This is a genomic window from Variovorax sp. VNK109 (assembly GCF_049445855.1).
Lineage (GTDB): Bacteria > Pseudomonadota > Gammaproteobacteria > Burkholderiales > Burkholderiaceae_C > JAGOCV01.
Map to the genome: position 1 here is coordinate 12,392 of NZ_JBMSDV010000003.1, position 14,191 is coordinate 26,582.

At 63.8% G+C, this 14,191-nt stretch carries 16 protein-coding genes and 1 tRNA gene; 10 read left to right on the top strand and 7 right to left on the bottom strand.

Translation table 11 applies throughout. The features are described 5' to 3' along the window. Positions 1–43: 43 nt before the first annotated feature. The 6 genes from ACO2Q9_RS11145 (at position 44) to ACO2Q9_RS11170 (ending at position 5,734) form a co-directional block, all read left to right on the top strand. On the top strand, positions 44–613 hold the full coding sequence (locus ACO2Q9_RS11145; RefSeq protein WP_423311271.1) for a LemA family protein: 570 nt from the start codon (positions 44–46) through the stop codon (positions 611–613). A gap of 13 nt (positions 614–626) precedes the next feature. Continuing rightward, positions 627–1,958: a 16S rRNA (cytosine(967)-C(5))-methyltransferase RsmB gene (rsmB, locus tag ACO2Q9_RS11150; RefSeq protein WP_423312471.1), complete on the top strand. Its 1,332-nt coding sequence runs from the start codon at positions 627–629 to the stop codon at positions 1,956–1,958. A gap of 79 nt (positions 1,959–2,037) precedes the next feature. Beyond that, positions 2,038–2,586 carry a DUF4390 domain-containing protein gene (locus tag ACO2Q9_RS11155; protein WP_423311273.1) on the top strand — a complete coding sequence of 183 codons (549 nt, stop codon included), beginning with the start codon at positions 2,038–2,040 and terminating at the stop codon, positions 2,584–2,586. Beyond that, a complete protein-coding gene (locus ACO2Q9_RS11160; RefSeq protein WP_423311275.1) occupies positions 2,583–4,910 on the top strand; it encodes an ATP-binding protein in 2,328 nt (775 codons plus the stop codon). Before ACO2Q9_RS11155 ends, ACO2Q9_RS11160 begins: the two co-directional genes overlap by 4 nt. A gap of 46 nt (positions 4,911–4,956) precedes the next feature. Beyond that, positions 4,957–5,640: a response regulator gene (locus tag ACO2Q9_RS11165; RefSeq protein WP_423311277.1), complete on the top strand. Its 684-nt coding sequence runs from the start codon at positions 4,957–4,959 to the stop codon at positions 5,638–5,640. 18 nt (positions 5,641–5,658) lie between these two features. Beyond that, a tRNA-Phe gene (locus tag ACO2Q9_RS11170) sits at positions 5,659–5,734 on the top strand. A gap of 269 nt (positions 5,735–6,003) precedes the next feature. On the opposite strand, the gene ACO2Q9_RS11175 is transcribed toward ACO2Q9_RS11170, so the two are convergent. The 5 genes from ACO2Q9_RS11175 to ACO2Q9_RS11195 form a co-directional block, all read right to left on the bottom strand. Next, positions 6,004–7,266: a type II toxin-antitoxin system HipA family toxin gene (locus ACO2Q9_RS11175; RefSeq protein WP_423311279.1), complete on the bottom strand. Its 1,263-nt coding sequence runs from the start codon at positions 7,264–7,266 to the stop codon at positions 6,004–6,006. Further along, the gene (locus ACO2Q9_RS11180) at positions 7,247–7,636 is read right to left on the bottom strand and encodes a helix-turn-helix transcriptional regulator (RefSeq protein ID WP_423311281.1); all 390 of its coding nucleotides are present in this window, start codon (positions 7,634–7,636) and stop codon (positions 7,247–7,249) included. Before ACO2Q9_RS11180 ends, ACO2Q9_RS11175 begins: the two co-directional genes overlap by 20 nt. A gap of 289 nt (positions 7,637–7,925) precedes the next feature. Continuing rightward, positions 7,926–9,272: a type II toxin-antitoxin system HipA family toxin gene (locus ACO2Q9_RS11185; protein ID WP_423311283.1), complete on the bottom strand. Its 1,347-nt coding sequence runs from the start codon at positions 9,270–9,272 to the stop codon at positions 7,926–7,928. A 3-nt stretch (positions 9,273–9,275) separates the two neighbouring features. Further along, the gene (locus tag ACO2Q9_RS11190; RefSeq protein WP_423311285.1) at positions 9,276–9,539 is read right to left on the bottom strand and encodes a helix-turn-helix domain-containing protein; all 264 of its coding nucleotides are present in this window, start codon (positions 9,537–9,539) and stop codon (positions 9,276–9,278) included. 128 nt (positions 9,540–9,667) lie between these two features. Further along, positions 9,668–10,699, bottom strand: coding sequence for an SDR family oxidoreductase (locus tag ACO2Q9_RS11195; RefSeq protein ID WP_423311287.1), 1,032 nt, complete (start codon positions 10,697–10,699; stop codon positions 9,668–9,670). Positions 10,700–10,911: 212 nt separating this feature from the next. Between ACO2Q9_RS11195 and ACO2Q9_RS11200 the strand changes: the two genes are divergently transcribed. Beyond that, on the top strand, positions 10,912–11,406 hold the full coding sequence (locus ACO2Q9_RS11200) for a hemerythrin domain-containing protein (protein WP_423311289.1): 495 nt from the start codon (positions 10,912–10,914) through the stop codon (positions 11,404–11,406). A gap of 65 nt (positions 11,407–11,471) precedes the next feature. Continuing rightward, on the top strand, positions 11,472–12,257 hold the full coding sequence (locus ACO2Q9_RS11205; RefSeq protein ID WP_423311291.1) for a Crp/Fnr family transcriptional regulator: 786 nt from the start codon (positions 11,472–11,474) through the stop codon (positions 12,255–12,257). A 1-nt stretch (position 12,258) separates the two neighbouring features. Here ACO2Q9_RS11205 and ACO2Q9_RS11210 read toward each other — a convergent pair whose 3' ends face one another. Continuing rightward, positions 12,259–12,522, bottom strand: coding sequence for a hypothetical protein (locus ACO2Q9_RS11210; protein WP_423311293.1), 264 nt, complete (start codon positions 12,520–12,522; stop codon positions 12,259–12,261). Between the two features lie 424 nt (positions 12,523–12,946). Between ACO2Q9_RS11210 and ACO2Q9_RS11215 the strand changes: the two genes are divergently transcribed. Further along, on the top strand, positions 12,947–13,315 hold the full coding sequence (locus ACO2Q9_RS11215; RefSeq protein ID WP_423311295.1) for a DUF1428 domain-containing protein: 369 nt from the start codon (positions 12,947–12,949) through the stop codon (positions 13,313–13,315). A 100-nt stretch (positions 13,316–13,415) separates the two neighbouring features. Here the strand turns inward: ACO2Q9_RS11215 and ACO2Q9_RS11220 are convergent, their stop codons facing one another. Beyond that, positions 13,416–13,781, bottom strand: coding sequence for a hypothetical protein (locus ACO2Q9_RS11220; protein ID WP_423311297.1), 366 nt, complete (start codon positions 13,779–13,781; stop codon positions 13,416–13,418). Between the two features lie 96 nt (positions 13,782–13,877). Between ACO2Q9_RS11220 and ACO2Q9_RS11225 the strand changes: the two genes are divergently transcribed. Continuing rightward, complete coding sequence (locus ACO2Q9_RS11225) at positions 13,878–14,141, top strand: helix-turn-helix domain-containing protein (RefSeq protein ID WP_423311299.1); 264 nt, start codon at positions 13,878–13,880, stop codon at positions 14,139–14,141. The last annotated feature ends 50 nt before the right edge of the window (positions 14,142–14,191 follow it).

Genomic DNA, 14,191 nt, shown 5'->3' on the forward strand with positions numbered 1-14,191 from the left:
AACGGTGCGGGGCGCCTTTTCTTTTGCGTGATGATGGCAACCCATGACCTGGTTTGACATCCTGCTCTGGCTGTTGCCCGCCGTGCTCATCTTCTGGAGTGTGGGCGCGTACAACCGCCTCGTGCGCCTGCGTGCGGCCGTGCACCAGGCTTACGCCGCGCTCGATGTCGAGCTCGTGCGGCAGGCCGAGCTTGCCGCCTCCGCACTCCCCACACAAGACAGCGTTCTCGACGAAGGTCTCACCGAGGCTGGCGCGTTGCTCGATGCGCCCGCGCTCGCATGGCGCAGCCTGCGCTCCGCGCTCTCGCAATTCGACGCCGTGCTCGCCGCCACGCGCGGGCGTGGGCTCGACGGTGAAGCCGTGGCCGCGCTCAACACTGCCCGCAGCGTGGTGGACCACGCCTGGGCCCGCGTGCTGCGCGAGGGCCATGACCTGGCCGGCGCACCCATGCCCGAAGCCGTCCAGGCCCGCTGGGCTGAACTCTCGCGCATCGTGGGCACTTCCGTGGAGCAGTTCAACGCCGCTGTCGGCGCATACAACGCAGCGGTGCGGCAGTTCCCCGCCGTGCTGCTTGCCTGGCTGTTTGGCATGCGCCTTGCCAGCAAGTTGTGAACACACGAGACACATTGACTTGAGCAACACACCGGTTCCCCTCTGGCGGCAATTGCAGGCCACCTCCGCCGTGCTGGTGGCCATTCGCGGCGGCGAGTCGGCCACGCCTGCGCTCGCGCGTGTGGAAGCCGAGCTGCGCCCCGGCGTGCAGGCGCTGGTGTTCCAGGTGCTGCGCTGGCTCGGCATGGCCGAGGCGCTGCGCCGTCACCTCGCCAAACGCACGCCGTCGCCGCAGGTCGATGCACTGATGTGCACCGCGCTCGCACTGCTCTGGCGCAATGACGAGCAGACCTACGAACCCTTCACCGTCGTCAACCAGGCGGTGGAAGCCGCCAAGCGCAACCCGACCACGCGCATGCAGTCGAGCTTCGTCAACGCGTGCCTGCGCCGCTTCCTGCGTGAGCGCGACGACCTCGTGGCCGAAACCGAAGGCGAGCCCGTCGCCACCTGGAACCACCCGCGCTGGTGGATCGAGCGCCTGCGCCGTGACTGGCCGCGCGACTGGGAATCCATCCTCGCCGCCAACAACACGCAACCGCCGCTGGTGCTGCGCGTCAACGTGCGGCGCGCCAGCGTGGCGGACTACCTGAAGCAACTGGACGATGCCGGCATCGACGCATCCCCCGTGGGCGCGCATGGCGTCGTGCTCGACAGGCCTGTGCCGGTCCAGCAGATCCCCGGCTTCACCGATGGTGTGGTTTCGGTGCAGGATGCCGCCGCGCAACTCGCCGCGCCATTGCTGCTGCACGACTTGGCAGAGCCTGAAAGCGGCAAGCTCCACATCCTCGATGCCTGCGCCGCCCCCGGTGGCAAGACGGCGCACCTGCTGGAGCTGGTCGACGCCGACGTCACCGCGCTCGAGATCGACCCGCAGCGCACCCAGCGAATCCAGCAGACGCTCGACCGCCTGCAACTGCGCGCCCGCGTCGTCACCGGTGACGCATCGCGCCCCGCCGGCTGGTGGGACGGCCACCTGTTCGACGCCATCCTGTTGGACGCGCCGTGCACCGCGTCGGGCATCGTGCGCCGCCACCCCGACGTGCGCTGGCTGCGCCGCGAGAGCGACGTCGAGCAGCTCACCGTCGTGCAGGCCAACCTGCTGGCCGCCATGTGGCCGCTGCTCAAACCGGGCGGACGTATGGTCTATTGCACCTGCTCGGTGTTCCGTTCAGAGGGCGAAAGCCAGATACAAACGTTTGTTGCACACAACAAAGATGCCTCAATCCGGCCTGCACCGGGGCATTTAAAGCCCCATACCGGGGCAAAGGATGACGCCGTCCGGGACAATCAGTCAGGTGATCACGACGGCTTCTTCTACGCAGTGCTACAGAAACAGGCACCCTGATCCCGCCCGCCGCCGGGCCTGGGCTGCCGGCCTGCTGGCCTTGATCGCCCAGGCCGCCGTCCTCATCCTCATCGGCTTGATGGCCCCCGCCGTCCGCGCCGACACCCCCGTCGAAACCGATGCCCTGCGCCTGGAGCGCAACGACGAAGGCGTCTTCCTGTCGACCAACGTCATGTTCGACCTGCCCGCCATCGTCGAAGACGCGCTGCTCAAGGGCGTGCCCATGCACTTCGTGGCCGAGGCGTCCGTGCTGCGCGGCCGCTGGTACTGGTACGACAAGGAAGTGGCCGAAGCCGCGCGCCACATGCGCCTGGCCTACCAGCCGCTCACCCGCCGCTGGCGGCTGAACATGGCGCCCGGCCCCATCACCAACACGGGCCTGGGCCTGTCGCTCGGCCAGTCGTTCGACGCGCTGCCCGACGCGCTGGCCGCCGTGCAGCGCATTTCGCGCTGGAAGATCGCCGACGCCGCCGACGTCGAGGCCGACACGCAATACAACGTCGAATTCCGCTTCCGGCTCGACGTGTCGCAACTGCCGCGCCCGTTCCAGATCGGCGTGGTCGGCAAGGCGGACTGGAACATCTCCGTCGTGCGCGGCCAGCGCCTGCAGGTAGGAACGCCGCGATGACCTCCGCCCCCAAGACCCCCGCGCAGGCGCGTGCGCGCTCGCTGCGCTGGGCGGTGGGCGTGGGCGTTGCCGCCATGTCGGCCATCGGCCTGGTGCTGCTGTTCCTGCTGGCGCAGGCCACCAACAACCGCGAGATGTACGAGCGCAACTACCTCTACCTGTTCGTGGTGAACATGGTGGTGGCGCTGCTGCTGCTCGGCGTGATCGGTTGGATCGTCGTGCGGCTGGTGCTGCGCCTGAAGCGCGGGCGCTTCGGCAGCCGGCTGCTGGTCAAGCTCGCGGCCATCTTCGCGCTGGTGGGCTTCGTGCCCGGCATGCTGATCTACGTGGTGTCCTACCAGTTCGTGTCGCGCTCCATCGAAAGCTGGTTCGACGTGAAGGTCGAAGGTGCGCTCGACGCCGGCGTGAACCTGGGCCGCGCCACGCTGGATGCACTCACGCGTGACCTGGCCAACAAGACGCGCGTGGCAGCCGGCCAGCTGGCCGAGGTGTCGGATGCCGGCGCCGGCCTCGTGCTCGAACGCGTGCGCGACCAGCTCTCTGCCAACGACGCCGTTCTCTGGAGCCCGGGCGGCCAGCTGCTGGCCAGCACCGGCGCGTCGCGCCTGCAGATCACGCCCGAGCGGCCCACGGCGCAGTTCCTGCGTACCGTGCGTGCCGAACGCGTCGTCGCGCAGGTGGAAGGGCTGGAAGACAACCCGCTGAGCGCCGTGACCAACGGGCGCATCAAGGCCATTGCCGTCGTGCCCGGCCCGGGCTTCGGGCTGCTGGCCGAGCCGCGCTACCTGCAGGTCACGCAGGCGCTGCCGCCCAGCTTCGTGGCCAACGCCATCGCCGTGCAAGAGGCGTATCGCGAATACCAGGAGCGCGCGCTTGCCCGCACCGGGCTGCAGCGCATGTACATCGGCACGCTCACGCTCAGCCTGTTCCTGGCGGTGTTCGGCGCGGTCATCCTGGCGGTGCTGCTGGGCAACCAGCTCGCGCGGCCGCTGCTGCTGCTGGCCGACGGCGTGCGCCAGGTGGCCGCCGGCGACCTCACGCCCAAAGCCGTGCTGCAGGGCAAGGACGAACTCGGCGGCCTGACGCGGTCATTCGCCGACATGACGCAGCAACTGGCCGACGCACGCGGCGCGGTCGAAAAGAGCATGGGCGAGGTGGATGCAGCCCGCGCCAACCTGCAGACCATCCTGGACAACCTGACCGCCGGCGTGATCGTGCTCGACGCGCAGGGGCGCATCGTCTCCAGCAACCCCGGGGCCACGCGCATCCTGCGTGCGCCGCTGGCCGTGTATGAAGGGCAACTGCTGGCCGACGTGCCAGGCCTCACGGACTTTGGCGAAGCGGTGCAGGCGCAGTTCGAGAACTTCGACGCCGAGCGCGAGCAGGGCCTGCACCGGGTGGACCACTGGCAGCAGGCCTTCGAACTCGGCGCTGGCCAGAACGGCAACTCGCAGTTCGGCGGCCAGCCCGACGCAGGGCAGGACGCCATCAGCGTCGTCGCGCGCGGCGCGCAACTGCCAGACCAGACCTCCGGCCCCGCCCGCCTGCTCGTCTTCGACGACATCTCCGAAATCGTCTCGGCCCAGCGTGCGCAGGCGTGGGGCGAGGTGGCCCGCCGGCTGGCGCACGAGATCAAGAATCCGCTCACGCCCATCCAGCTGTCGGCCGAGCGGCTGGAACTCAAGCTCGCCGGCAAGGTGGCGCCGCCCGAGCAGGCCATCGTCACCAAGTCCGTCAAGACCATCGTCGAGCAGGTGGACGCCATGAAGCGGCTGGTCAACGAGTTCCGCGACTACGCGCGCCTGCCCGCCGCCGAGCTCAAACCCGTGGACCTGAACGCGCTGGTGGCCGACGTCATGCAGCTCTACAACGCAGAGAACGCCGTCGTACCCGTGCGCATGGAACTGGACGAGCGCTGCCCCGCCGTGCGCGGCGACGCGCAGCAACTGCGCCAGGTCATCCACAACCTGCTGCAGAACGCGCAGGACGCCACCGAAGCCGCATCCACCGCAGACGGCGGCAAGCCGCGTGGCGAAGTGGTCATTCGCACACGCCTGTCTGAAACCGGGCAGCGCGTGCGCCTGGCCGTGCTGGACTGCGGCACCGGCTTTGCCGAGAACATCCTCAAGCGCGCCTTCGAACCCTATGTGACCACCAAGGCCAAAGGCACCGGCCTGGGCCTGGCCGTCGTCAAGAAGATTGCCGACGAACACGGCGCCCGCGTCGACCTGTCCAACCGTGTTACGGATGGGGTGATTCAGGGTGCCCAAGTATCGTTATCATTCGCGCTGGACAAAACCGTATCGGTTTCACAACACATCTGACTCCCTCCCACGGGAGCCAGCGCATTCCAGGCTTTATCTAATATCTATGGCAAACATCCTGGTGGTCGACGACGAGCTCGGCATTCGTGACCTGCTCTCCGAGATCCTGAACGACGAAGGCCACACCGTGGACCTGGCCGAGAACGCCGCCCAGGCCCGCGCCGCCCGCGCGCAAAGCCGGCCCGACCTCGTGCTGCTGGACATCTGGATGCCCGACACCGACGGCGTCACCCTGCTCAAGGAATGGTCCACCGCCGGCCTGCTCACCATGCCCGTCATCATGATGAGCGGCCACGCGACCATCGACACTGCCGTCGACGCCACCAAGATCGGCGCCCACGCCTTCCTTGAAAAACCCATCACCCTCCAGAAGCTGCTGAAGGCCGTGGAAAACGGTCTCGCCCGCGACGCCCGCCGCGCAGCAGCCCCCGCCACCGTCATGGCTGCCCCCGCCGCAGATCTGACCGTGGAAGCCGCCATGACCGGCGCGCAACCGCTGCCCCCGCTGCAGGAAACCGGCCCCGTCGCCCGCCAGAGCTTCGACCTGGACAAGCCCCTGCGCGACGCCCGTGACGGCTTCGAGAAGGCGTACTTCGAATTCCACCTGGCCAAGGAAGGCGGATCCATGACCCGCGTGGCCGAAAAGACCGGCCTGGAACGTACCCACCTCTACAGGAAACTCAAGCAACTGGGCGTCGACCTGTCCCGCGGAAAGCGCAACGGCGGGTGATGTATAATCGCTGGCTCTGGCCCGGTAGCTCAGTTGGTAGAGCAGCGGATTGAAAATCCGCGTGTCGGTGGTTCGATTCCGCCCCAGGCCACCACCAATGCAAGCCCTTGATTCTTAACGGATTCAAGGGCTTTTTGCTTGTGGGCGCATCTATATCTCGTCGATTTGGGTACAAAGATGGATCAGGGTTCAGCGTAATCCAACAGCTTTACGCGCTCGCCGATCCGTGCCTTGATGTAGTGCTCGGTCATCTTTCGATTCTTGTGCGCCAGCAGCCTTTGCGAATGGGCGAGATCACCTCCAAATACAAGCCCGGCACGTGCGGGCTTCTTTCATGGGTATGTGGGACAAGCGGCAAGAGGTTCAGGCTTGCTGGAACACGGATTCCATGCGTTTGATTTCGATGGCGGGCAAGCCAAGACGCTGCGCTTCTTGGCGCCACTCGCGAACGACCGTGTGCACTTCGTCGATGATTTGCTGTGCCCTATCCTCGCAGCGGTAGAAGTCCGCCGTTTCCTTCACCAGTTTGAGGCTGGGGGCGGCGCTCTTGCCGTCGAAGGTGAGCGAATGGTCGGCCTTCGCGAGGTTCGGGTTGACATCAAATGCGGGCGAAAGGCGCCATCCTGATGGCTCGCGGATGAAGCCGTGGTTGCGGAGATGGTCGTCCCGGTTGCCCACCATGACGTTGAAGATGACCCTGCGGTACAGCTGCTCCAGGTCCCCGTCGATGTGCCCCTGGGCTCCCTGATCCTGCAGGAACAGAGCCAGCCCCAGATAGCTTGCGCCGTCTTCCCCATCCTGATGCTCGAGCATCGTCATGGCGGAGGCGTACATGCGCCTGAACTCGCGGCGGCGGTCGAAGCGGGCCACGCAGAAGGTCGTGTAGCGATCCGTGAGGTGCTCGGGCCGGGCTGCAGGCACCCAGATGCCTGCCCGCTGGGCCAGTTGGTGGACGAGAAACTCCCACCCGCCGACGTCGTATCGGTCGTCCTTGGCAGGGAATTTCGCGAGCCACAGTTCGTCGCCCGGCATGCGGAAGTTGGCTTTAGGGCGGGCACCTCCCAGTGAGGTCCCCGGTGCGATGAGCATCGCAAGCCACCGCTCGTATTCCGGGAGTCGTTCGACGCCCGGCTCCTCGATGCGTCGGCTGATAGCGGCCAGTTCACGAAGGTCCGTCACGGGCGGCGCGGCGTTGGCGCTGTTGTCCAGGTAGTGGCCGGCCCCTGGTTCCTTGAAACGCAGCGCGCCCATGCGGGTGAAGTCATGGACGCCCAGCAGGAAGTCGACCTCCTGCAGTGCGCGCATCGGCCGTTGCTCACGTTCGGCGGCCGCAGCCTCACGGCGTTCCATGAGGACTCTGCCCCAGCGGTCGGGGGCGGAGTCCAGGAAAATGCCAAAAGCGCTCGCTGGATGTGGCGGGTGCTGTTCTCCAGCCCAAAGCTCCAGGCGCGGGTCCAGCAGGAACGCGTTCTCTTCTTTCAGCCAGGAGGGGGCGTACTCGAAGGAAAAGCCCAGATCCGTACGCACATCGTGCCGGTACAGGGTGCCGACCTGCTGCGAGGGGACCAACTCCGGTGCATCGAGATAGACCTCGATGGTGGGCCTTTCACGCTTTGGGGCCATCATCTTTTCCCGGAGGAGGGTGGTCCTTGGCCCCCTTGGTTGTATTGGCCGGACGGCTTGTCGAGCCTCGCGGTCGCGGCGTCGCCGCCAATGCCGCGACGTCCTGCAGCTTGCGGCCGAGGGCATCATCGCTCGCGATGGTGTCGATGTCCTTGTCGAGCCCGAGGACGCGCAGAGCCCGCATGTAGGTGCCCAAGGCGATATTGGGATCGCCCGCTTCGAGCCGGCGCAGTGTTTCGCGCGAGATGCCCATGCGCTCCGCGAACATTACGGTTGATAGCTTGCGGCGCAAGCGGGCAAGCCTCATCCGCTCACCGAGTTCTTGAGCTTGCTTGGTGACTGACGGAAAGGGGCGTTGAAATGTGCGAGCCATTTGCCATATATCTTAGGCAAAAATCACCCTTTTGTCTAAAGTATGTGCCATCTGGGTTGACGCATTCGCATCTTCGTTGCCATTTACTTTTTGCAGAAAAAGCCATTTTGCAAAAAGTATAGGTCAGAACGAACTCGATCATTCCTTCCTGCATCCTGGAGAAAATAATCTGGACAGCGGCAGTGCGGGCTATGGCGTTTGCAGGTGCCACAGAGTCAGTCGCATGGGCAGCATGACTGCTCAACCATGCTTCGAACGTCTGTGGGCGGATACCTCGCAGACGCAAACACTAAATCGCAGGCTGCTCCTGCAGGCGTCTGGCCTGGTTGCGCATGCCCTCGAAGATCGCGGCGGCCACATCTTCCGGGAAGCCGGGTGGCAGTTGCTTGGCGACGGACTCGACAGCTCCTTCCACTCTGGAAAGCAACTCGCCGATGATGTCCTCGGCGTTGTCGCCCCAACCGCACTTCGCGGCGGTCGCGTTGAAGTGGCGTCGCATGACGGTTGCCAAGTGGTAGTGGCGGTTCTTTCCGGAGACTGCCATGGCCAGCTTGGCGTTCTTCCAGGCCAGTTGGTTCTTGCCTTTGCCGATGATGGGCCAGGCTGAGAGCACGTCGTACAACGGTGTCAGAGCGTACACACCGCCGGCGTGCAGCCGGATGCTGAAGTTCTTCGCGTGACCATCGGTTGCGGCCATCAGCCAGAAGGCGATCTGGCTGGCCAGTAGCGTGCGCAAATCAGCGCGCGCGTACTGCGAGCCGTGTAGCACCTGCGCCAGTTGCTCGATGCCTGGGCCCCCGTCGGCCTCGTACTTGATGGCCGGGTTCACCCCGTAGGCCTGACAGAAGTCTTCTTGAGGAAGGCGAAGAATCCACTCTCCCGACGGGTGTAGCTTGCGGTCGAATCGCTCGACCACAAGCACTGGAGCATGGTCTGCAAACGTGACAATGTCTGCGTGGGCCACGTCGAACCCGAGTGCCCCCATCAGCTTCAGGCACAGCCACTCGTTGTAAACCGAGGTGCGCATGTCGGCCTTCATGTTGCCCACGAGCCCCAGCGGCAGCTTGATGATGTGCGTCGTCGGAGTGGCGCCCAGCGGGCGCATCCACTGGCCCTGGTGCCACAGCACTGCCGTCTTTTCCTGGGCGCCGGCAATGGAGATGCGAAAGTCCTGCTCGTGATCCGACTTGCCGAACTGGGCCACGGTCACCGCGCTGCGAAGCGCGGCTGCAACGGCCTCATCGTTCAAGGGCTCGCCTTCGATGCGGTCGAAGCCCTTGGGCTCCTCTTCTGCGTCCAGCAGCTGCACGGCGCCCGCACAGTCGCGACCGATGGCCGCCAGCAGGTCAAAGGTGCCCTCAGAACCCGCAGCGTACCGCTGCGCCAGGCGCTGTCGGATAGCACTGCCTTCCGGCAGCAGGTTCTCGAAGAAGTTTTCTACAAGCTCGCCGCGCACTGGGTTGTTGTCGAGCAGCGGCAGCGGGAGGGAGAGCGATAGCGGCCGCGCGGTGTCGGATTTGAGCCAGCTGTCGGCATAGGCCAGCCGCATGGGCTGGTTGCCGGCCGGAGTCCAGTGGCCGACGAGCTCACCATTGGTCCAGATGGAAAGCGGGCGAGAGTGCGCGCGTCGTCCCATGGCTTACCAAGCCGTTGCCGAGCTCCGCGCAGGCGGGGTGTCATCGCGGAGTTGCAGGTTCAGCTGTAACCCGAGCTGGGCGCAAATTGCCAGGAGCTGGTCAACGCTCAGCGTACCTGAGGCGAGCTCCAGCTCGGACACGCGCTTTTGGCTCAGGCCCAGGCGGGCACCCAACTGAGCCTGCGTGAGCTTGCGGCTCTTGCGCACGTTCACGAGCAGCGCTCCAAGCTGAGCGGAGGTGACGATGGGTTGGGTTCGATTGAGCATGTTTACCGCCTATTCCGGTAAACAAATTGTAGTGGTTTATCCAGTAAATTTGCAATACCGGAATGAGCGGTAAATTTCATTTACTGGCATAGGCGGTATTTTCTGATGCCAGCATCACCCGCATGGACCTAGGCGCCGTCACCTGCCTTGCCCGTGATCGGCAGGACGATCCCGGTGATGTAGCTCGAGCAGCACGGCGCTGCGAGGAACACATACGACGGCGCGAGTTCTTCCGGCTGTGCCGGGCGTCCCCAATCGGTCTGCGCGCCGAACTGTGCTACTTCTTCGCCCTCGCGATCGGCGGGATTCAGCGGCGTCCATACCGGGCCGGGCGCTACTGCATTCACGCGGATGCCCTTGTCCACCAGGTTGGCGGCGAGCGCTTTGGTGAACGCGTGGATCGCGCCTTTGGTGGTCGAATAGTCCAGCAGTTGCTTGCTGCCGTGCAGCCCCGTCACCGAGCCGGTGTTCACGATGCAGTCGCCTGCCTTCAGGTGAGGCAGCGCGGCCTGCGCCATGTGGAAGTAGCCATAGACGTTGGTCCGCAATGTTTCATCGAAGCGCTCTTCGGTGATGTCGGCCAGCGACTTCGCGTGCTCCTGGAATGCCGCGTTGTTCACCAGCACGTTGAGCGTGCCGAACTCCTTCACGGTCGCGGCCACGGCGCGGCGGCAGAATGCCGCGTCCTTGACATCACCGGGAATCAGCAGGCAGCGCCCGCCTTCCTTCTCGACCCAGCGCTTCGTTTCTTGCGCATCTTCATGCTCGTCGAGGTACACGATCGCGACGTCCGCGCCCTCGCGCGCGAACAAGACCGCCACCGCGCGGCCAATGCCCGAATCGCCGCCCGTGATGAGTGTGGAAAAGCCCTGGAGTTTGCCGCTGCCCCGGTAGTCGGGTGCTGCGAACTTCGGCTTCAACTCCATGTCTGCCTCCAGTCCCGGCTTGATCAGGTGCTGGCGCGGCAGCGGTGGCATCGGTTCTTTTCGGGCGCTCGCCTTTGCTGTCTTCGGCTCGCCCTTGGCTTCGGGCTTTGCGGCGTCTTTCGCTGCGCGATCTTTTCTGTCTTGATCTTGCTGGATGCGCTGCTGCTTGCGCGCGGTCTCCTCAGCGCGTGCGGCGTCGCTGCGGTCGGTGGAACGGTCGTTCACTTTCTTCATGATTTGCTCCGGGGCAGATGGCGAAAGCGCCATCGTGCAGCGCCGCGCTTCGTGGACGGCGTAGGACAGCATGAAGCGAACAAAGCGTTACCCGCGGGCCGATAACATCCTGTCGCCATTGCGGTGGCGATCGTGACGTTGTCCTACTTCGGGCGTACCGCGTAAAGCGTGAAATCGGAATCCCCAAGTCAAAACCCACGAAGGAAAACACCATGACCACCAAGACAGAAAAAGACGCTTGCGACCTGCTCGACGCCGATCACCGCGCTGTCAAAAAACTGTTCAAGGCCTACGACGAACTTTCCGGCTCCCGGGCCAGAACGGCCGTCGCGCAAAAAACGGAGATCGCGCAGCAGATCTGCGCCGAGCTGACCGTGCACGCGCAGATCGAAGAGGAAATCTTCTACCCTGCGCTGCGCGAAGCCATCAAGGAAACGGACCTGCTTGCCGAGGCGGAAGTGGAGCATGCCAGCGCGAAAGACCTGATCGCACAGATCGAGGAAGGCCTGTCTTCCGGCGAACTCGATGAAGCATTCGACGCGAAGGTGAAGGTGCTCGGCGAGTACATCGACCACCATGTCAAGGAAGAGCGCAACGACATCTTTCCCAAGGCCCGCTCGTCCCGCAAGCTCGACCTGGTGGCCATGCGCGGCGACCTCGAAGCCCGCAAGGAGGAGCTCATGGGCGAGGTCGCGTCTGCGGCTTGACCTGACCCTCTCCAAACGAAGCACGGGTCATGCGCCTCTCTGGATTAACACAGGTTAATGCAGGCATGACCGTGCTTCACGCATCATCGCCGGTTACAAAAACTGCACCTCGCATCACGCGAAACCTTTTGCGAAACCGATCCATCGGCGAGCTGTCGAATGCCGAAAGAGACATCCTGGAAACTGCGATTTCTGAAACCCGTACGTTCCGGGCCGGAAACACCGTGGTGCGCCATGGCGTCGAGGTGAGCATCAGCACACTGCTGATCGATGGCCTGATGTCGCGCCATATCGACACGCGCGATGGAAAGCGGCATCTGGTGGGTGTGCATCTTCCGGGCGACTTCGTCGATCTTCACGCCTACGCACTCAGGAAGCTGGACCACGATGTGGGCGCCTTGACCGACATCACTGTCGGCTTGATTCCTCACGAAGAGCTCGATCGCATTCTTGTGGATCACCCCGGCATCACCAAGCGGCTCTGGTTCCTGTCGCTGCTGGACGCTGCCATGCACCGGCAGTGGCTCTACAGGGTGTCCGGCCTCAACGCGCTGGCGCGCGTCGCGCATTTCTTCTGCGAGATGAATGCTCGCATGCTGGCCATCGACGCGGCCGATGAGAGCGGATTCTCCCTGCCATTGACGCAGCTTGAAATCGGTGAAGTTTGCAGCCTGACCAACGTGCACGTCTGTCGTGTGCTCAGGCAGCTCCGCGAGCTCGGGCTTTGCACCTTCCGTTCTTCAAGGGTGGAAATATCGAATCTGAAAGGCTTGGTGGCGGCCGGAAATTTCCAGCCCGACTATCTGTATCTCAGCGAACGTGTCGCGCGGCGCGCCACCGGCGGTGCATGACTCAGAGCAAACCGAAGCCGGTGGAAGCTTCGCCCTTGCGTTCCTGGTACTCCGTGATCCATTGCTCTGCGCGCGTCGTCAGCTGACGGTTGACATCGTCCACGGGCAGGTTGGGGCGTGTCAAAGACAGTCTGGCTTTGCGCTCGTCGTTCAAGGAAATCTCGACCGACGAGCACAGGTAGCCTGCCACGCCCGTTGTCTCGAAGAACTCGAGAGTCCATGAGCCGAGCGTCGCAGTGCCAGTGCGGGTGTCGTTGTAGTGCATGACTCCTCCAGACCGACCAGAAAAAATGCCCCAGCCCGCCGGAACTGCACGGGCTGAGGCAGCTCTGCTGTCACGCGGAGGTTGGCCCGATGTTGCGCGCATTGCTGCCGCAACGCATTAACGCAGGTTAAATCAGAGGCCGCGTCATTTCACCGTCTCCAGCAGCTTCAGCGTGACAGGCATGGAGCCGTTGAGAACTGCAACTCGCCCTTGAATTCAAGGGTGAACAGGCCCAGAAATTCACCACGCTTGTCCTTAACCGCGGTTAAGCGCGTCTGGAGGATTGGAGTCTGTCCTACACACCGGACCCGCCGCGGCGTGCATGCTCGCTCCTCAGGCGATGGCCGGCAGCCGGAATGCAAGTGCCAGTCGACCAGCGCAGTTGCCCGGCGCACAGACAGGTCAACTTTTCAGGAGACAAGGAATGTCGTACATCGATGGTTTCGTCATGGCTGTTCCCACGGCCAACCGTGAGAAGTTCATCGAACACGCCCGCCAGTTGGACCCGATATTCCTCGAACTGGGCGCGATTCGTGTGGTGGAGGGGTGGGGTGACGACGTCCCCGACGGCAAAGTGACCGACTTTCGCCGCGCGGTACAGGCCACGGCCGAAGAGACGGTTGCATTCTCCTGGGTCGAGTGGCCGGACAAGGCAACGCGCGACGCCGGCATGAAGAAGATGATGGAAGACCCGCGCATGGATCCGTCCAAACCCGGCAACCCGCCCATGCCCTTTGACGGAAAGCGCATGATCTTTGGCGGCTTCGAGGCGGTCGTCGACATCAAATCGTGAGCGGCCGGCCGCGCAGTCCGTGACGAGGCGCGAGGAAGGGCGAATCGATCGAACGGATGCTGCGCCGGGAGCCGAACCCCTCAAATTGCACGCCGCTCATTTACTTTCCGTACTCGCTCACCGGGGCACTCATAGACTGCTGCGCGACCAGCATCTCGATGCCCGCATGCAGCACAGTCTCTGCTTGCAGCAAGAAATGTAAAGCGCTATCGGCAAGCCTGCCCACATGAGCGGGCGATTCCTCGACATCGCCCAGCATTTTCAGAAGCGCATTGCATTGCTGAAGCTGATCGATCCCCCAGGAGAGCAGTGAAAGCGGGTTGGCATCCGGATTGACAATGACGGCTGGACATCGTTCAACTGAAGAGCTTTCGGGAATCCATCCTCTGACTTCAACTGCGTGCGCGAGGGCGTCTTGAAAAATTTTCTCTGGTCCGTAGCGCGTTTGACATGTGGCCTTGTTCATTGAACTTCCTCAATCCATGGTCGGATAACAATTCTCGCTACATTGTGACGTAAAAGCGGCTGACTCAAATGCATCATTTGTCGAGACTTCTTTCAGATGTCTCGCGCCGCAGCCACGCCCAAGAAACGCGTACCCAATGCGAGGGAGGTGTTGGCCATTAACATGATCCGGCTCAGGGCCGAGCGGGGCTGGTCTCAAGAAGAGTTGGCCTTTGCCGCAGGTCTTCATCGGACATTTATTGCTCACGTTGAGCGGCAAGCTCGCAATATCTCCCTCGACAACCTCGAACGTATCGCGCAAGCGTTGGAGTTGCGTGCCGACGAGCTCCTTTTCCCTTCTGGCAAGGTTGCGGACCGGTAAGCGAACCGTGTTCGCGTGAGTCGGCTGGCATTTCTCCGGGCTGACTGCTA